The sequence below is a fragment of the Streptomyces sp. UG1 genome, from assembly GCF_049974585.1.
GTDB lineage: Bacteria > Actinomycetota > Actinomycetes > Streptomycetales > Streptomycetaceae > Streptomyces.
Map to the genome: position 1 here is coordinate 41,313 of NZ_JBNGGG010000002.1, position 19,328 is coordinate 60,640.

5 protein-coding genes are annotated in these 19,328 nt (G+C 73.3%); all 5 read right to left on the bottom strand.

The window, feature by feature from the left end:
• Positions 1-56 precede the first annotated feature (56 nt).
• The 5 genes from ACP4J3_RS02530 to ACP4J3_RS02550 are packed head-to-tail and all read right to left on the bottom strand — an operon-like array spanning position 57 to position 19,326.
• Positions 57-3,515, bottom strand: a complete 3,459-nt coding sequence (locus ACP4J3_RS02530; protein WP_426529856.1) for an amino acid adenylation domain-containing protein — start codon at positions 3,513-3,515, stop codon at positions 57-59.
• A gap of 28 nt (positions 3,516-3,543) precedes the next feature.
• Positions 3,544-11,409 carry an amino acid adenylation domain-containing protein gene (locus ACP4J3_RS02535; RefSeq protein WP_426529858.1) on the bottom strand — a complete coding sequence of 2,622 codons (7,866 nt, stop codon included), beginning with the start codon at positions 11,407-11,409 and terminating at the stop codon, positions 3,544-3,546.
• Complete coding sequence (locus tag ACP4J3_RS02540) at positions 11,406-15,923, bottom strand: amino acid adenylation domain-containing protein (protein ID WP_426529860.1); 4,518 nt, start codon at positions 15,921-15,923, stop codon at positions 11,406-11,408. Before ACP4J3_RS02540 ends, ACP4J3_RS02535 begins: the two co-directional genes overlap by 4 nt.
• On the bottom strand, positions 15,920-19,108 hold the full coding sequence (locus ACP4J3_RS02545) for an amino acid adenylation domain-containing protein (RefSeq protein ID WP_426529862.1): 3,189 nt from the start codon (positions 19,106-19,108) through the stop codon (positions 15,920-15,922). The genes ACP4J3_RS02540 and ACP4J3_RS02545 overlap by 4 nt, the downstream gene beginning before the upstream one ends.
• The gene (locus ACP4J3_RS02550; protein WP_426529864.1) at positions 19,108-19,326 is read right to left on the bottom strand and encodes an MbtH family protein; all 219 of its coding nucleotides are present in this window, start codon (positions 19,324-19,326) and stop codon (positions 19,108-19,110) included. Before ACP4J3_RS02550 ends, ACP4J3_RS02545 begins: the two co-directional genes overlap by 1 nt.
• Between the last annotated feature and the right edge of the window lie 2 nt (positions 19,327-19,328).

Genomic DNA, 19,328 nt, shown 5'->3' on the forward strand with positions numbered 1-19,328 from the left:
GCCCGAGGGGGAACCTGAGGAGGGGCGGGGCGCCTTGGGTGCCCCGCCCCTCCTTCTCATGCCTCGCGCAGTGCGGAGTCGACCTCGTCCGCCGACATGCCCTCGATCTCCAGATGGATCGCGGCGACCTGTTCCAGCCGCCCCGGCGTCTCCTCCTCCGCGGACAGCCGCTTGGCCATGCCGCCGGCCGTGAGGGTCGCGAAGAGGGAGCGTACGGACACCTCCGAGGTGTCCAGCGCCTCGCGCAGCCGGCCGACGATCACCGTGGCGAGCACCGAGTCGCCGCCGAGGGCGAAGAAGCCGTCGTCGAGGCCGACGCGTTCGACGCCGAGGACGTCCCTCCAGACGCCGGCCACCACCGTCTCCAGCGCGGTGCCGGGTGCCCGGTGCAGGTCCGCCTCCGCCGCCCGCCACAGCTCCTGTACGGCGCGCCGGTCGAGCTTGCCGTTGGAGGTGAGCGGCAGTTCCCCGGCCACGGCGATCCGGGCCGGGACCATGTGCGGCGGCAGCGCTTCGCGCGCCCACTCCCGCAGCTCCTCCTCGGCCGTACCGGCGTCCGCGGCCACCGCCGCCGCCAACTGCACGCCCTGCCCCCGGGTCAGCCCGGCGACGGCACGCCGCACGGCGGGGTGCCCGGCGAGTGCCGCCTCCACCTCGCCCAGCTCGATCCGGAAGCCCCGCACCTTGACCTGGTGGTCCCGGCGCCCGAGGAACTCCAGGGTCCCGTCTGGCCAGTACCGCGCCAGATCACCGGTGCGGTACCAGCGCAGCCCGTCCGCCTCGGTGAACTTCTCGGCCGTGCGCGCGGGGTCGGCCCGGTAGCCGAGCGCCACCCCGTCCCCGCCGATCCACAGCTCCCCCGGCACCCAGTCCGGACAGTCCCGCCCATGGGCGTCTACGACCCGGCAGCGGACGTTGCGCAGCGGTGTGCCGTAGGGCACCGCCCGCCAGTGCGCCGGGACTTCGGGCCCCGCCACCTCGCAGACGGTGGAGTGGATGGCGGTCTCCGTCGTCCCGCCAAGACCGGTGAACCGGCAACCGGGCGCGCGCTCGGCGAGGCGCCCGGGAAGGTCGGTGCCGACCCAGTCGCCGCCCAGCAACACCGCACGCAGACCGGTGAGTTCACCAGGGCCGGTGGCGAGGAGGAGCATGTCGAGCAGCGGGGGCACACAGTTGACGACCGTCACCCGGTGCGTTCGCACCAGGTCGGCCCACTCGCTCGCCTCACGCCGGTCGTCGTCGCCCACGAGCACGACGGCGCCGCCCGCGCTCAGCAGGCCGAAGATGTCGTACACGGAGAGGTCGAAGTCCAGGGCGGACAGGGCGAGACAGCGGTCCGAGGTGCCCACGCCGAAGCGGTCGTTGAGGTCGTCGACGGTGTTCATGGCCGCCCGGTGCGGCACTTCGACGCCCTTGGGCTCGCCGGTGGAGCCCGAGGTGAACAGCACATAGGCGGGCTGCTCCTCGTCCACCGTCACCGGTGCCGGCAGCGGGGCGGTGCCGATGGCCTCGGTGACCGGCAGGGCGTCGAGGCCCTCGACCGGGCGTCCGTCGGTCAGGGCGACTCGGAAGCCGGCGGTGGCGCGGATGCGGTCGCGGCGGGCCGGTGGCTGCTCGACGCCGATCGGCACGTAGGCGGCGCCCGCGGCCAGCACGCCCAGCACGGCGGTGATCTGCTCGGGCCCCTTGGGAAGACTGACCGCGACCGTGTCGCCGGGGCGCACGCCGCGCTCCCGCAGCGCCGCCGCGGTACGCAGCGCACGGTCGGCCAACTCCCCGTAGCTCAGGGCGCCTTCGCTCCCCCACAGCAGCGCCGGAGGGTCCGGCCGCTCGGCGGCGCGCTCGAAGAAGCCCTGGTGCAGCAGCCGGTGGCTGCGCGGGCCGTCGGTGGTGTTGACCTTGGCGCGGACGGCCGACTGCCCGGCCGGCAGCAGGGCCGGCACCGGCCGCTCCCAGACCGTGTCGTCGGTGCCGAGCCGGGTGACGAGGCCGTGGAAGGCGGCGAACATCGCGTCGACCATCCCGGCCGGGAAGGCGTCCTCGCGGACGTCCCAGTTGACCAGCAGACCGCCGTCGACCTCGGTCACCTGGGCGTCGAGGAGCACCTGCGGGCCCTGGGAGATGATCCAGACGGGCTTGCCGAAGCACTCCCGCACGCCTGTGTCGAAGAGTTCACCGAGGTTGAGGGCGCTGGTGAACACCACCGGCGCCAGGACCTGTTCGCCGCGCAGCCGGGACAGGTCGCGCAGCACCTCCACACCGGAGTAGTCCGCGTGTGCCGCGTCGGTGTGCATACGGTCCTGCAGACGCCGCGCGTGCTCGGTGAACGAGCCCGGTGCGGCCAGGTCCACGTCGAGCAGCACCGAGCTGGTGAAGTCGCCGACGAGCAGGTCGACGTCGGGGTGGGAGCCCCTGCGGTCGAACATCGGCACGTTCAGCAGGAACCGGGGCTGTCCGCTCCAGGCGGCCAGGACCTCCGAGAAGGCGGTCGCCACCGCCATGGCCGGGGTCAGCCCGTGCTGATGGGCGCGGGCGGTCAGCCGCCGCTTCTCCTCCGGCGGCAGCCAGTGGTGGCGCCGGGTCACCCGGGTCGGGTCGGTGCGCTCCGCCTCGGGCACGAGCGGCAGTTCGGGCGCGCTGGGCAGTTCGCTGACGCGCCGCTGCCACCACTGCCGCGCCTGCTCGCGGCTCAGCCGCCGTACGTCCGAGCGCTCGGCGAGGTATTCGGGGTAGCTGGTGCGGATCGGGGGGAGCGCGGTGCCGGGGTCCTGGTAGAGCCGGGCCAGGTCGGACAGCAGCACGCGGTAGCTGAGCGCGTCGGCGGCGAGCATGTCGACGTCGACGTGCAGCCGGCCGGCGCCGTCCGGCAGCAGGGAGAGCTGCACGGAGAAGACCTCTCCGGCGGCGATGTCCAGGCGGGCGTGCGAGGAGGAGTGCCGGACGTCCTCCAGCCTGGCCGCCACGGTCCCGGCGTCCAGCGCGCGCAGGTCGTGGAGGACGGTCGCGGGGCCTGCGAGGTCGGGCAGGATCTGCTGGCGGCCGTCGTCGGTGAAGCGGGCGCGCAGCATGCCATGGCGGGCCGCGAGGGCCCGTACGGCGGTATCCAGGCGGTCGGGGTCGACGCCGGGCCCGTCGAACTCGACGTAGAGGTGGGCGGCAACGGAGCCGAGGGTGGTCTCGTCGCCGCGGCCGATCCAGTACGCGTGCTGCATCACGGCGAGGGGGAACGGCTCGCGGGGCTCGGGCGCGGGGGGAGGCGGGGCCGCGCTCGACTCGGCGGCCGGGACGTGGGCCGCCAGCAGCTCCCGCCAGGCGCGCAGGGTCGGTTCCTTGGCCAGCTCGGCGAAGCTGATCCTCACGCCCTGCTTGCGCCAGCCGCCCGCGATCTTCATCAGGGTGATCGAGTCCAGTCCCCAGGCGATGAGGCTGTCGTCCTCGCTCGGCGGTTCCTCCGAGCCGAATGTGTCGGTGACCGAACGGAGCAGCTCGTCCGCGGTCGGGGGGTGCTGCGTCACCGGTTCCTCCGAAGTCGTCCGTAGTGGCTCAGAAGTCGTCGAGGGCGTCGTCGTTCCCGAAGTCGTTCTCGAAGTCGTCGATGTCCTCCTGGGTCAGTTCGACCAGGGGGAGGTCTGAGGGGGTGAGGCCGCCCGCCGGGGAGTCCGCGGCGTGCCGGGCGAGTCCGGTCAGGGCGTGCTCCCAGACACCGAGCAGATCCGCCGCCTCGGCCCCGGTCAGGAACGTGTCCGGCCAGGACGCGGAGATGTGCAGCCGGACGCCGTCCGCCTCCTCGACGGCGACGGCGTTGATCTCCAGGCCGAAGGCCGGCGGACGCCCGCTCGGTGGCGGCACCCGCAGCATGGGGGCCTCGGGGGCCAGCTCCCAGGGCTCGCCGGCCGAGCCGGACGCGGTGAAGCGGCCGAGGTAGTTGAAGAGGATCTGCGGCTGCGGCAGTTTCTCCAGGGCGGGTGCGGTGTCGGGGTTGAGGTGGCGCAGGAGGCCGTATCCGAGCCCGTGGTCCGGTACGGCGCGCAACTGCTCCTTGATCCGCTTGAGCGCGGTGCCGGCGGCAGGCCCTCCGGACAGCGCCTCGTCGAGGTCCAGAGGGCCGGGGTCGATGCCGACCGGGTGGAACGTGGTGAACCAGCCGACGGTGGCCGACAGATCGACGCCCTCGGCGATACCCTCCTCGCGCCCGTGCCCCTCCAGGCCGACCAGCAGCGAACGGCCGGCCGGGTCACCCCGCCGCTCCCGCCAGGCCGCGGCGGCGAGGGCGAGGGCGGTGAGCAGGACGTCGGGGGCGGCGGCGTGGTAGGCGGCGGGCACCTCGGTCAGCAGCGGCCCGGTGACCACGGGCGGGAGGGCCAGGGTCCGCTCCCGCAGGGGCGCGTCGACGTCGAGCGGGCGCTCGATCAGTGGACGTGCCGTGTCCAGCGCCCGGGTCCACCAGGCCAGTTCGCCCACCCGGCCGGGCCGCCGGGCCTCCTCGCCGAGCAGCCTGCTCCAGGTGCGGAAGGAGGTGCCGCCGCGCGCGATGACGCGGCCCGACTGCCATGCCTCCGCCAGGTCGGACATGACGATCCGCCAGGACACGCCGTCGACGACCAGGTGATGGGCCACTAGGAGCAGCCGTCCCGAGTCGCTGAACCAGACGGCCTGGAGCATGCGCCCGGCCGCCGGGTCGAGCCGGGCCACTGCCGCGGCGAGCTGTTCGTCGAGCGCCGCGCCCCGCACCTCGCTCAGCAGATCGCCGGCCCGGACCGTGCCTTCGGCGGGCACCACCAGTTTGTCCGTCAGCCGTGCCCGCAGCACGTCGTGGCGGTCCAGCACTCTCTGCAGCACGTCGACGGCGCGGTCGTGGGTGAGTTCCGGCGGGGTCACGAGCAGCACCGCCTGGGCGAGGCCGGTGTGGGAGCCGTCGGGGCCCGCCGTCCAGTGCATGATCGGCGTCAGCTCCGCCTCGCCGACCGGCTCGTCGACCGGCCCGGTGTCGGTGCGCTCGACGCGGGTGGCGAGGCCGGCCGGGGTCGGCGTCTGGAACACGTGCCGGGGGCTGAGCGCGATACCGGCCTTGCGGGCCAGGGTCACCAGGCGGATGGAGACGATGCTGTCGCCGCCGAGCTCGAAGAAGTTGTCGTCGACGTCGACGCGGCCGAGGCCGAGGACGGACGCGAACAGCTCGCAAAGGCGCCGCTCGCGTTCGTTCGCGGGTTCCCGTGTCGACGCGCCGGAGGTCGTGGCCCCGGGTGCGGGCAGCGAGCCGCGGTCGACCTTGCCGGAGGGCAGCAGCGGGAAGGCGTCGAGGGCGGTGAGGGTGCGCGGCACCATGTGTTCGGGCAGCCGCTCACTAAGCCAGCCGTGCAGGTCGTCGACGGCGCCGGCGGCCAGGTAGTAGCCGGCGAGCTGTTTGACGCCCGGGGCGTCCTCCCGGATCACCACGACGCCGCGCCGGATGCCCGGATGCTGTTCGAGGATCGCCTCGATCTCCTCCAGCTCCACGCGCATGCCGCGGATCTTCACCTGGTTGTCCGCCCGGCCGAGGAACTCGAGCGTCCCGTCGCGCTGCCACCGCACCAGGTCGCCGGTCCGGTAGAGCCGTTCGCCGGGCGGGCCGAACGGGTCGGCCACCCAGTGGTCGGCGGTGCGCCGCGGGTCGTTCACATAGCCGCGGCCGAGGTAGACGCCACCGGCGTACAGCTCCCCCGGCACCCCGACCGGCACCGGCTGCAACCGGTCGTCCAGGACGTACAGCCGGGTGTTGCCGTTGGGCCGCCCGATGGAGACGGCGCTGCGGATGGCGCCGGTGCGGTAGACGACGTGGCTGACGCCGATGGTGGCCTCGGCCGGACCGTACCCGTGGTACATCACCGCGGGGCTCGCGGCGCGGAAGCGGGCGAACAGCTCCGGGGTGAGCACCTCGCCGCCGCACCACACGTGCCGCAGCGAGCGCGCCCGCCGGGCGAAGCCGTCCAGTTCGAGGAGGAGGTCGAGCATCGAGGACACCAGGTAGGTGAAGGTGACCCGGTGCCGCTCGACGGTGTCCAGGAGGTAGTCGACGTCGCGTTCGCCGCCGGGTTCGGCGATCACCACCCGGCCGCCGTTCACCAGCGGCAGGAAGATCTCGTTGATGGAGATGTCGAAGCCCAGCGGCGCCTTGAACAGGGCGGCGTCGTCGGTGCCGAAGCCGAGCAGTTCGCGCTGCCACACCAGGCGGTGCGCGATGGCCCGGTGGCGGATCATGGCGCCCTTGGGCACGCCGGTGGATCCGGAGGTGTGGATGACGTAGGCGAGGCCTTCGGGATCGACGGGGACGGCCGGGTTGTCCGGCTCCCGCGGACCGTCCAGGCTCACCTCCACGAACGGCGGCGCGTCGTCCCCGAACGCCGCTGTGTTCCCCGGCTTGCCCAGCACCGCCGTCAGCGCCGCGCTCCGGCACACCTCGGCGATCCGGCGCGCCGGCCAGGACGGCTCCAGCGGCACGAACGCCCCGCCCGCCTTCAGCACGGCGAGCAGCCCTACGACCATCTCCACCGAGCGCTCCAGATGGATGCCGACGCACCGCTCGGGCCCCACTCCGAGCGAAGTCAGCCGCCGGGCCAGGGCGTTGGCGCGCGCGTTCAGCTCGGCGTACGTCAGTCGCGTACCGCCCTCGATGCCGTACTCCACGGCCGTGAGCCCGGGAGTCGTCGCCGCCTGCTCCTCGACCAGCGCGGTGAGAGGGGTGGCGGGCATCGGGTGGGCGGTGTCGTTCCACTCCCCCAGCATCCGGTCACGCTCACCCGGCGTGAGGACGTCGGCCAGCGCCACCGGCAGATCGGGCCGCAGGGCCAGCTCCCCGACCAGCCGCACGAACCGCTCCACGATGTCCTGGGCGGTGCCGGGGTCGTAAAGGTCGCGGCTGTGGACGAGCGAGCCGGTGATGCCGCCGGCGTCCGGCCGCTCGAAGACATGGAAGGCGAGGTCGGTCTTCGCCGTGTAGAAGTCGACGCGCAGCTCGGCGAGCGTCAGCCCCGCGAAGTCCCTTGTCGCGTCCGGAGCTTGCTGATGCGCGAGCATCACCTGGAACAGCGGATGCCGGCCCATCGAGCGGGCCGGGGCGAGCGCGTCCACGAGCCGCTCGAAGGGCAGGTCCTGGTGGGCGTAGGCGTCCACGTCGGTCTCGCGCACCCGGGCCAGCAGGGTGCGGAACGTCGGGTCGCCGGAGAGGTCGGTGCGCAGCACGAGGGTGTTGACGAAGAGCCCGACGAGATCGTCGAGGGCCGCGTCGCCCCGCCCGGCGACCGGGGTGCCGAGGGGGATGTCGTCCCCGGCGCCCATGCGTCCGAGCAGAACCGCGAGGGCGGCCTGGAGCGCCATGAAGACGGTGCCGCCGGCCTGCGCGGCGAGATCCCGCAGCTTCGCGTGCACCGCGGCGTCGAGTTCGAAGTCCACGGCACCGGCCCGGTATCCGGCGACGGCCGGGCGCGGCCGGTCGGCGGGCAACTGTAGTTCTTCCGGGAGCCCGTCCAACTGCCGGGACCAGTACCTCAGTTCGGCGTCCGCCACACCACCGTCATCGAGAAGCTGTCGCTGCCACAGCGTGTGGTCCGCGTACTGCACGGCGAGCGGCGCCCAGTCGGGCCGGGTGCCGCGCAGCCGCGCCGTGTAGGCCGTCTCCAGATCGCGCAGCAGCGGCTCCGCCGACCAGCCGTCGGTGGCGATGTGGTGGACGAGGAGGAGAAGGACGTGCTCGTCGGGGGCGAGGGCGTACAGCGTGGCCCGTACGGGGATCTCGGTGTCGAGCGCAAAGGAGTAAGCGGCGGCCTCGCGCAGCAGCGCGTCGAGTTCCCCGGCGTGGGCCTGGACGACCTCGAACGGCACGGCCGCGTCCGCCAGGACGTGCTGGCGGGGTGTGCCGTCGTCGTCCGGGAAGACCGTGCGCAGCGCCTCGTGCCGGGCCACGACGTCCTGGAGCGCGGCGTGCAGCGCGTCGGCGTCGAGCCGCCCCGTGAGCCGTACGGCGGTGTGGATGTTGTACGTCGGGCTCGGCCCCTCCAGTCGGTACAGGAACCACAGCCTGGCCTGCGCGGAGGACAGCGGCACCGGGTCGGGGCGGCGGGCCGGCAGCAGCGCGGGGCGTCGCTCGGCGGCCGGGGTGGCGAGGAGCGGGGCCAGCTCCGCCACGGTGGGTGTGTCGAACAGCGCACGCAGGGGGACGACGACCCCCAGCTCGGCCTGGATGCGGGCGACCAGGCGCGTGGCCAGCACCGAGTGACCGCCGAGGGCGAAGAACTCGTCGTGGATGCCGACCGACGGCAGCCCGAGGAGTTCGGCGAACAGGGCGCTCAGCTTCGCCTCCGCCTCGGTGCGGGGTGCGGTGGCGGTGGTGAGGCCGGAGAGGTCGGGCGCGGGCAGGGCGGCGCGGTCGAGCTTGCCGTTGGGGGTCAGGGGCAGGGCGTCGAGGATGACGACGACGGCGGGCACGAGATGGTCCGGGAGCGTGGCCCTGAGGTCCTGCCTGATCCGCAACGATTCCAGGGAGGTCCCGGGATGGGGCACTGCGTACGCGACCAACCTGGGCTCGTCCTCCTGGTCCTGACGTACCGTCACCGCCGCCTGGGACACCCCGGGCAGCGCGGCCACGGCCGCCTCGGTCTCGCCCGGCTCGACGCGGAAGCCGCGGATCTTCACCTGGTCGTCGGAGCGGCCGAGGAATTCCAGCGCCCCTTGCGCACTCCAGCGCACCAGGTCGCCGGTGCGGTAGAGGCGGGTGCCGGGCGGGCCGTACGGGTCGGCGACGAAGCGGGCGGCGGTCAGGCCGGGGCGGTGGAGGTAGCCGCGGGCCAGTTGGGCGCCGCCCAGGTACAGCTCGCCGGGGACGCCGGGCGGCACCGGGCGCAAAGACTCGTCCAGGACCAGGGTGCGGGTGTTCCACACGGGGCGGCCGATGGGCACGGTTCCGGCGGCGGACCTCGTGCCCTCGGCGCACGGCCAGGCGGTGACGTCCACGGCGGCCTCGGTGGGGCCGTAGAGGTTGTGCAGTTCGGTTCCGGGCAGCGATTCGGCGCAGCGCTCGGCGAGTTCGGCGGGCAGTGCCTCGCCGCTGCACACGAGTCGGCGCAGGACGCCGCGGGCCCGCTCGGCGGCGGGGTCGTCGAGGAAGACGCGCAGCATCGAGGGGACGAAGTGCGCGGTCGTGACCCGCCGCTCGCGGATCAGCTCGGCGAGATAGCCGGGGTCGCGGTGGCCGCCGGGCCAGGCGAGCACCAGGACCGCCCCCGTGATCAGCGGCCAGAAGAACTCCCAGACGGAGACGTCGAAACTGGCCGGTGTCTTCTGCAGCACACGGTCCTCGGGGCCGAGTGCGTACGTCTCCTGCATCCACAGCAGCCGGTTGACGATCCCGGCGTGCGGGACGACGGCCCCCTTGGGGCGGCCCGTGGAACCGGACGTGTAGATGACGTACGCGGGATGCTCGGGGCGCAGCGGCTGGAGACGGTCGGCGTCGGTGAGTTCGGCGGCGTCGAAGGCGGTCGTGTCCGTGTCGAGCAGAAGCAGCGGTACTCCGGGCGGCAGGATCCGGGCCGTGTCCGGGGCGGTCAGTACGAGCGTAGGCGCGGCGTCCTCGACCATGAACGCCAGCCGCTCGGCCGGATATCCGGTGTCCAGCGGAACGTAGGCGGCCCCCGCCTTGAGCACCGCGAGCAGCGCCACCACCAGGTCGGTTCCACGGTCCAGGGCCACGCCCACCAGGTGTTCGGGCCCCACTCCGTGGGAGATCAGCAGCCGGGCGAGCCGGTTGGCGCGGGCGTGCAGGGCGGCGTAATCGAGGGTGGACGAGCCGTCGTCGGCGAGGAGGGCGGGGGCGTCGGGGGTGCGTGCGGCCTGCTCGGCGAGGAGCTGGGTGAGGTCGGTGAGGTGGGTGGCCGGGAGGGGACGGTCGGTGGCGTTCCAGTCCTCCAGGACCTGGCGCTCCTCAGCCTCCGTCATCAGAGGCAGCCGGGAGACGGCGAGTTCGGGGTCGGCGAGGGCCGCGGCGAGGAGGGCCTCCAGGTGGCTCAGCAGCCGGTCGACGGTGTCCGGGGTGAAGAGGCCGCTGCGGTAGGTGGCCTCGATCCGCAGGCGTCCGCCGGTGAGGAAGGCCTCCAGGGAGAGGTCGAACTGGGTGGTGTCGTTGTGGACGGTCTCCCATTCGGCGGTCACGCCGGGAAGCCGCGGGCCTTCGAGCCCCTGGGTGAGGAAGAGGAGCATGACGTCGAAGTAGACGGAGCGCCCAGGCTGCCGTTCCGGCTTCAGCTCTTCGACCAGTTTGTCGAAGGGCATGTCCTGGTGGGCGTATCCGTCCGTGCACAACTGCCGGACTCGCTCGACGAGTTCGGCGAAGCCCGGGTCGCCGTCCAAAGACACGCGCAGGGCGAGGGTGTTGCCGAAGTTGCCGATCAGCTTTTCGAGGCCGGGGAGGTCGCGGTTCATGACGGCGGAGCCGATGGGGACGTCGGTGGCTCCGGTGATGCGGTGCAGCAGGGCGGCCAGGCCGGCGAACAGGACCATGAAGGGGGTCGCGCCCGCGCCCCGGGCGAAGGCGGTGAGGCGGTCGGTGACGCCGGGGGCGAAGGTGTGGAAGCGGCGGTCGCCGTCGGCGGTGGGGCGGGCGGTGCGCGCGGCGTCGGTGGGCAGGGCGAGGGGGCGCGGCGGGGGCACGAGGGCGGTACGCCAGTGCTCGAGGTGCTCGGCCAGTCGCTCGTCGTTCCACGTCGTACGCTGCCAGTGCGCGAAGTCGCCGTACTGGAGCGGCAGTTGTTCGAGCCGCGAGGGCTCTCCGGTGGCTGCCGCGCGGTAGAGGGCGGTCAGGTCATGGGAGAGGGCGTTGAACGTCCCTCCGTCCCAGGCTATGTGATGGACGGTCAGGACGAGGGTGTGGTCCTGGTCCGCTCGCCGGATCAGCACGGTGCGCAGCGGGTGGTCGGCCGCGAGGTCGAAGGGGGTGGCCGAGGCGGTCCGGGCCAGTTCCGTCGCCCGACGGTCCTGTTCCTCCTCCGGCACCCCCCGGAGGTCCACCGTGGCGAACTCCACCTCCGCCTCCGTGTCGACGAACTGCTCCTGGGTGCCGTCGGCGCCGGCCGAGTAGCGGGTGCGCAGAATCTCGTGGCGGTCGACGAGGCCCTGTAGGGCGGTGCGGAGGGCGGCGGGGTCCAGGGGGCCGCGCAGGCGGATGGCGAGGCACACGTTGTAGGCGGGGCTGGCCGGGTCGAGTTGCTGGAGCAGCCACATCCGCGACTGGGCGTACGACAGCGGCAGCCGGGCCGCGTCGGCCGGTCGCGGCGGGATCCGCTCGGAGCCGGCCGTGGTGTCGGCCAGACCGGCGCTCTCCAGCCGGCGGTGCAGGAGTTCGCGCTTGCGGGCCGCGAGGTCGGCGGTGGGGGTCTCCGTCACTGGTCATCGCCTTTCAGGAGCCGTTCCAGGGACTTGGTCCAGAGCCCGGCCAGCCGTTGGATCTGCGGTTCCTCGAAGAGCCGCTGCGGCCACTGCCAGCACACCGAGAGTTCGCTTCCGGTGATCACCGCGTCGACGACGAGGGCGTAGGGGGCGGGCATCTCGGGGTCTGCGCCGCTGCCCATGGCCCCGGTCTCGGGTGCGCTGGTGAAGGCGGCGGCCTCGCGCCGCTCACCCATCGTCATCCGGCCCAGGTAGTTGAACTGGATCTGGGGCTCGGGGAGTTCGGAGAGCCGCGCGGCAGTGTCCGGGGCGAGGTGGCGGAGCAGGCCGTAGCCGATCCCCTTGTCGGGCAGCGCGGCCAGTTGTCCGCGGACGCGGCGTACGTGGTCCGTGGTACCGGCGTCGAGCCGGACCGGGAAGACGCTGGTGAACCAGCCAAGAGTGCTGGACAGGTCGGCACCCGGCACAAGGTGCTCCTCCCGGCCGTGGCCCTCCAGCGCGATCAGCACGGAGCGGTCGGGTGCGCCACGCCAGTCCGGTACGGCGAGTGCCAGCGCGGTCAGCAGCACCTCCTGGACGGAGGCGGCGGTCAGAGGTGCGGTGATGTCCGGTCCCAGCGTGGTCCAGTGCCTGCGGAGGGTGGCCCTGGTGTCCCGGGCGGGGTCCAGGGGCCCGGCGCCGAGGGGAGGTTCCGGCCGGTCCAGCACACCCTGCCAGAAGGCGAGTTCGGGCGACCGGCCCTTCGCCAGCTCGTGAAGCGCCTGGGCCCACTCCCGGAAGGAGGTGCCGACGGGTGACAGCTGCCTGCCCTCCCAGGCGGCGGCCAGGTCGGCGACCAGCACGCCCCAGGACGCGGCGTCGGTCACCAGGTGGTGCAGCACGACCAGGAGCCGACCCTCGCGACCGCTGCCGGCGTCGAACCACAGGAACCGCGCCATCGCTCCGGCCGCCGGGTCCAGCTCGGCCACCAGCTCGTCCATCGCCTCCGGCACCAGCCTGCCGATCGCTGCATGGTCCAGGCGCCCTGCGTCGATCCGGCGTACACAGTCGGCGGCGCGGGCCGTGCCGACGGGCGCGGCGTGGAAGCGCCAGGACCCGTCCGCGGCCCGGGCGAAGGTGGAGCGCAGCAGGTCGTGCCGGTCCAGGACGGACTGGACGGTGCGGTGCAGGCCGTCGAGGTCCATGCCGGGCGGGGTGCGCAGGAAGCGGGCCTGGCTGAGGGCGCGGAAGGGGCCGTTCTGTTCGGTGAGCCAGGCCAGGACGGGGGTGAGCGGTATGTCGCCGGTTCCGGCGCCGGGGGCGCTCGTGCGGCGCTCGGTGGTGTCGGCGCGTTCGGCGAGTTCGGCGAGTTCCGCGATCGTGGGCCGCTCGAAGACGTCGCGGGGCGAGATCGCCAGGCCGGCCGCCCGCGCCTGGCTGACCAGACGCATGGACACGATGCTGTCGCCGCCGAGCGCGAAGAAGCTGTCGTGCACGCCGACCGCGTCCAGCCCCAGCACCTCGGCGAACAGCGCGGCGAGCCGTTCCTCGACCGGATTGCGGGGCGGCTGCGCGTCCGGGCCCGCGGCGCGGGACGGTGCCGGGAGCGCGGCGGTGTCCAGCTTGCCGTTGAGGGTGAGCGGGAAGCCGTCCACCGGGACGAAGGCCGTCGGCACCATGTAGTCGGGCAGTACGGCGGCCACGGCCCGGCGCAGCAGCTCCGCCGTGTCCTCCGTGTCCTCGGCCGGCGGTGCGGACGGGACGACGTAGGCGACGAGACGCCGTACGCCGGGTGTGTCCTCGCGGACGACGACCGCCGCCCGCTCGACCAGCTCGTGCTCCAGCAGCACCGCCTCGATCTCGCCGGGTTCGATCCGATAGCCCCTGATCTTGACCTGGTCGTCGATCCGGCCCAGGCACTCCACCAGGCCGTCGTCGGTCCAGCGGGCGATGTCACCCGTGCGGTACATGCGCGCGCCGGGGCTCTCGGAGAAGGGGTCGGCGACGAAGCGGGCGGCGGTGGCGGCCGGTTGGCCGAGGTAGCCGCGGGCCAGGCCGGCGCCGGCCACGTACAGTTCGCCCTCGACTCCGACGGGTACGGGGTTGAGGTGGCCGTCGAGGATGTAGAGCGTGCCGCCTGCCACGGGGCGGCCGATGGCGGGGCGCTCGCTGAGGGCGAGGTCGCAGTCGGCGGAGTCGACGGTGCATTCGGTGGGGCCGTAGAGGTTGTGCGCGGCGAGGTCTTCGGTCTCGCGCAGGGTGCGCCAGAGGTCGGGGGGTACGGCCTCGCCGCCGACGCCGAGCACCTTGAGCCGGGCCTGCCAGTCGCCGCCCTGGGCGACGAGTTCGCCGAGCAGGGACGGGGACAGTTCGATGAACTCGATGGCGTGCCGGGTGAGGAAGTCCCGTAGGGCGGTGGGGTCGCGGCGGACGTCCTCGGGGACCATGTGCAGTTCGTGGCCTGCGAACATCCACAGCATGGGTTGCCAGGAGGCGTCGAAGGCGGTGGGCCAGGCGTGGCCGATCCTCAAAGGACGGCCGGTTGCTGTCCATGCCGGTGTGTGCAGGGCTGTGTTGTGGGCGGTGAAGAGGTTGACGATGGCTCGGTGGGGGATGACGACGGCCTTTGGGCGGCCGGTGGAGCCGGAGGTGTAGATGACGTAGGCGGGGTGGTCTGGGAGGAGGGTGCTGGTGAGGTTGGAGGCGTCGGTGTGGGCGAGGCGTTGACGGGTTTCGGGGGTGTCTAAGAACACGAAGGGGGTGGGTGGTGATGCCGGGTGGCGGCTGCGGGTGGAGTGTGGCTGGTCGCGCAGTTCCCCGCGCCCCTTTAGCCGCGTTGCAGCCGACGTTGTTATGAGCGCTACCGGGGTTGCGTCCAGCAACATCCCGGCGATCCGCTCCTCCGGCCACGCCGGATCCAGCGGCAGATAAGCCGCCCCCGCCTTCTGGATCGCCAGGATCGCGGTCATCGTGTCCGGAGTCGGCGGCAGCGCGAATGCCACGATCCGGTCCGGTCCCGCACCCAACTCCACCAGGTGTCGGGCCAGTTGATTGGCCGCCGTGTTCAACTGGCCGAACGTCAGAGTGCGGCCCTCCCCCACCACCGCCACCGCGTCCGGCGTCCGCGCCGCCTGTGCCTCGAACACCTCCGGCATGGTGCGGTACGGCACCGGCAGCCGTCGCCCGGCGCCGCCGGCCAGCAGTGCGGTCCGCTCCTCGGGGGCGAGGGCGTCCAGTGCGGCCAGGGGGGCGTCCGGGGTGGCCAGCACCGCGTGGACGAGCCTCTCGAAGCGGGCGGCCAGGCTCTCCACCGTCGTACGGTCGTAACAGTCGGGGCGGAATTCGAAGACGACCCCCAGCTCTCGCTCGGCGAGCACGGCCAGGGTCAGTGGGTAGTGGGTGGCGCCCGAGCCCTTGACCTCGAGGATCCGCAGGCCCGCGGACGCCTCCGCCTGCGCGACCGCCGCCTCGTCGATCGGGTAGTTCTCGAAGACCAGCAGGGTGTCGAAGAGGTCGCCGGCTCCGGCCAGGCGCTGGATCTCGGTGAGGCCCAGGTGCTGGTGGTCCATCAGGCGGGACTGTTCGTCCTGGAGTCGGCGCAGGAAGGCGCCCGCCCGCTCTACCGGCGGTACGGTCACCCGGACCGGCACCGTGTTGATGAACAGGCCGATCATGGACTCCACGCCGGCGAGTTCGGCGGGGCGGCCCGCCACCGTGGCGCCGAAGACGACGTCGTTCCGGCCGGTCAGCCTCGCCAGCAGCAGGGCCCACAGGCCTTGCACGACCGTGTTGACGGTGACGCCCCGGTTCCTCGCGAACTCCTGTACCTGGGTGGTGAGTTTCTCGGTCAGGCGGACCGTGTGCAGCTCCGGCGGCACCGGGACGAGCCCGGCGGACGTCGGTGCCAGGACTGTCGGTGTCACTCCCGCCAGTGCGCTGCGCCAGGCGTCGGCGGAGGCTTCGCGGTCTCGGGAGGCCAGCCAGGCCAGGAAGTCCCGGTAGGGGCGTACGGCGGGCAGGGGGGCCGTGGTGCCGGGGGCGAGCTGGGCGGCGTAGAGCTGGAGGAGTTCGCGGACGAGGAGCGGGATGGACCAACCGTCCAGCAGGAGGTGGTGGTTGGTGAGGATCAGCAGCCAGCGGTCGGCGGCGCGGCGCACCAGCGTCAGGCGGAGCAGGGGTGGGTCGGTCAGGTCGAAGCGGGCGGCGGCGTCGGCGGCGATCGGGTCGGCCGCGTCGCCGTGGCGCTCGGTCCAGTTCACGGGTACCTGCTTGAGCACCACCTGCACCGGTTCGTCGACGTCCTCGTGCAGGAAGGCGCTGCGCAGGTTGGCGTGCCGGGCGAAGAGCTCCTCGGCCGCCGTGCGCAGGAGGGCGGGACGCAGCGGGCCCTCGATCTCCACCAGGGACTGCATGGTGTAGACGTCCTGGGCGCCCTCGTCGAACAGGGCGTGGAACAGCAGGCCCTGCTGGAGCAGGGAGAGCGGCAGAACGTCCTCGACCAGGGAACCGTCGTCCGCGGGTGCCTTGCTCATCGAGTCCTCCACCTCGCCTTGACGTTGTCGAGCTGCGACTGGCTGAGGGACACAAGGGGGGCGCCGGAGGGGGTGAACTCCTCGGGCGCGGGAGCCGTTTCGTCCGGCAGGGCCCGGGCGAGGCCGGCCGGGGTGCGGTGGGTGAAGACGTCCCGGGGGGACAGGGCGAGTCCGGCTCTGCGGGCGCGGTCGGCCAGCCGGACCGAGACGATGCTGTCGCCGCCGCGCTCGAAGAAGTCGTCGTGGACACCGACCCGTTCCAGCCCGAGCACCTCGGCGAACAGCCCGCACAGCGCCTTCTCCGGTTCGGTGCACGGTGGTGCGAACGCGGCGGCCGTCTGCGTGAAGTCGGGGGCGGGCAGGGCGCGTCGGTCGAGCTTGCCGCTGGGTGTGAGCGGGAGGTCGTCGAGTACGACCACTGCCGCCGGGACCAGGTGGGCGGGGAGCCGTTCGGCGAGGGTGCGGCGCAGGGCGAGGGGTTCGAGGGGGGCATCCGGGGACGTCGCCACCGCGTAGGCGACGAGGCGTCGTGGTGTCGAGCCGCCGCCGTCGTCCCTGGCCACGACGGCGGCCTTGGCGACGTTCGGGAGCGCGCGGATCGCCGCTTCGATCTCGCCGGGTTCGATCCGGAAGCCTCTGATCTTGACCTGGTCGTCGGCCCTGCCGAGGAATTCCACCGTGCCGTCGGCCCGGAGCCTGGCCAGGTCGCCGGTGCGGTAGAGGCGGCTGCCGGGCGGGCCGAAGGGGTCGGCGACGAAGCGTTCGGCGGTACGGCCCGGTTGGCCGAGGTAGCCGCGCGCCAGGCCGGCTCCGGCCAGGTACAGCTCGCCGACCGCGCCTGCGGGGGACGGTCGCAGGAACGGGTCGAGGACGTGGACGCGGGTGTTCGCGACGGGCCGTCCGAGCGGTACCGGGCCCGCGCCGCCGTCGTGGACGTGGATCAGGCTGTCGCCGGCCGCCTCGGAGCAGCCGTAGAGGTTGACGAGCCGCGCCCGCGGCCAGCGCCTCTTGATGGCGTCGGCCAGTTCGCCGGGGAGGGGCTCGCCGCTGGAGATCCAGGTGCGGACGGTGGAGAAGGCGCCGGCCGGGGCGGATTCGACGAGGGTGGTGTAGAGGCTGGGGACCGCGGTGAGGAGGGTGGCTCCGTGGCGGTCGGCCAGTGCGGCGAGGGCGGTGGGGTCGCCGGTCGCCTCGTCGTCGGCGAGTGCCACGGCCTCGCCCGCGACGAGGGCGCCCAGCAGCTCGGTGAGGCCGTCGATGAAGCTCAGGGGGCTCTTGGAGACGCGGACGCCGGCGGGGGCGGACCCCAGCTCCCGGCCCCAGTGCAGGCGGTTGGCCAGGGCGCGCTGGGTTCCGATCACGCCCTTGGGGCGGCCGGTGGAGCCCGACGTGAAGATGACGTATGCCGGGTGGTCGGGCGACAGGGGCGGCCGCTGCCGTAGGGCGGCCTGCGCGTCCGGCGGGCACACCGACTCCGGCCGGATGCCCAGTTGCTGCGCGTCATCGCAGATCACCAAGTGGGGTCGGGCGTCGTCGAGCATCAGCGCGATGCGGTCGGGCGGGTAGCCGGGGTCGACCGGCATGCACGCGGCTCCCGCCTTCAGTACCGCGAGCAGTGCGGTGACCAGGTCGGGGGCGCGAGGCAGGGCGACGGCGACGACGGACTCCGGTCCGGCGCCGCGTGCGGTCAGGGCGGCCGCCAACCGGTCGGCGCGGGCGTCGAGTTCGGCGAAGGTCAGGGCGGTGTCGCGGTGGAGGACGGCGGGGGCGTCGGGGGTGCGGGTCGCCTGGTCCTCGAAGAGGGCGCGGACCGTGGGGTGCGGGAGGGGGCTCTCGTCCGGGGCTTGGGGCCCGTCGGCCGGAGGGACGCCGAGCCGTGCGACGGGGGTCGCCGGGTGCTCGATGAATTCCTGTATGAGGAAGGTGAGTTGAGAGGCTGCTCGGGTCACGGCCGCGGCGTCCAGCACGGAGGGTCGGTGGCTCAGCGTCAGGGTCAGCCGGGGGCCGGGCAGGGCGGTGAGGGTCAGCGGGTAGTGGGTGGCGTCGTGGACCGAGACTTCGGTCATGCGCAGGCCGTCGGGAGCGAGGGCGCGGGCGATGCCCTCGTCGTCGATGGGGTAGCTCTCGAAGACCAGCAGGGTGTCGAAGAGGGCGGTGTGCCCGGTGGCGCGCTGGATGTCGGCGAGGCCGAGGTGGCGGTGGTCGAGGAGGGCGGACTGCTCGGACTGGAGCCGGGTGAGCAGGTCTGCGAGGGGCTCGGCGGGCCGTAGCCGTACGCGGACCGGCAGGGTGTTGATGAAGAGGCCGACCATGGAATCGATGCCGGGGACGTCGGCGTCGCGGCCGGAGACGGTGGCGCCCAGGACGACGTCCGTGCGGCCGGTCAGCCGGCTCAGCAGGACGGCCCACAGGCCCTGGAGCACGGTACTGACCGTCACTCCGTGGGCGCGGGCGGCGGCGGTGAGCGCCTCGGTGTCCCGCTCGGGGAGTTCCCAGGCCTGCCGCTCGGGCTCCTCGGCCGGCAAGTCCCGGGCCTCGGGGGCGATGAGTGACGGTTCGTCGAGTCCGGCCAGGGCGGCCCGCCATGAGCGCTCGGCCGCGGCGCGGTCCTGTCGGGCCAGCCAGGCGAGGTAGTCGCGGTAGGGGCGTACGCGGGGCAGGGTGTGGTCGGGGTCGGCGCCGCTCGTGGCATAGAGCTGGAAGAGTTCCCGTACCAGGACGGGGGCGGACCAGCCGTCCCAGAGCAGATGGTGGGAGGAGATCACCAGGCGGTGGTCGCGCTCGTCGAAGGTGACCAGCCGGAAGCGCGCCAGGGGCGGCCGGGCCAGGTCGAACCGCTCGGCCCGGTCCTCGGCCAGCAGCCGCCCGAAGGCCGCCTCGCGCTCCGGCGGCGGCAGGGGGGAGAGGTCGGTGACCTGCCAGGGGGTGCGCACCGCGCTTCTGATCACCTGGACCGGGCGCCCGGAGCGCTGGGTGCGGAACGCGGCGCGCAGGTTGGCATGGCGGGCGAGCAGCTTCGCGACCGCCACGCTCATGCGCGCTTCGTCGACCGGCCCTTCGAGGCGGAGAGTCATCTGGCCGGTGTAGACGTCGTGGCCCCGGGTGTCGTACAGGGCGTGGAAGACCATCCCCTCCTGCATGGGTGACAGGGGCAGGACGTCCTCCACGGCCCGGCGGCCGGCCATCAGCCCTCGGCCCGGCGCATCGCCTCGGCCAGGCTGCGCGGGCGCATGTCCGTCCAGTGCCGCTCGATGTGGTCGAGGCAGGCGGCCCTGCCGTCGGGGCCGTGCACGGTGGACCAGCCGTCGGGTACGGGGGCGAAGTCCGGCCACAGGGAGTACTGACCCTCGTCGTTGACCAGGACGTGGAAGACACCGCTGTCGTCGTCGAAGGGGTTGGCCATGG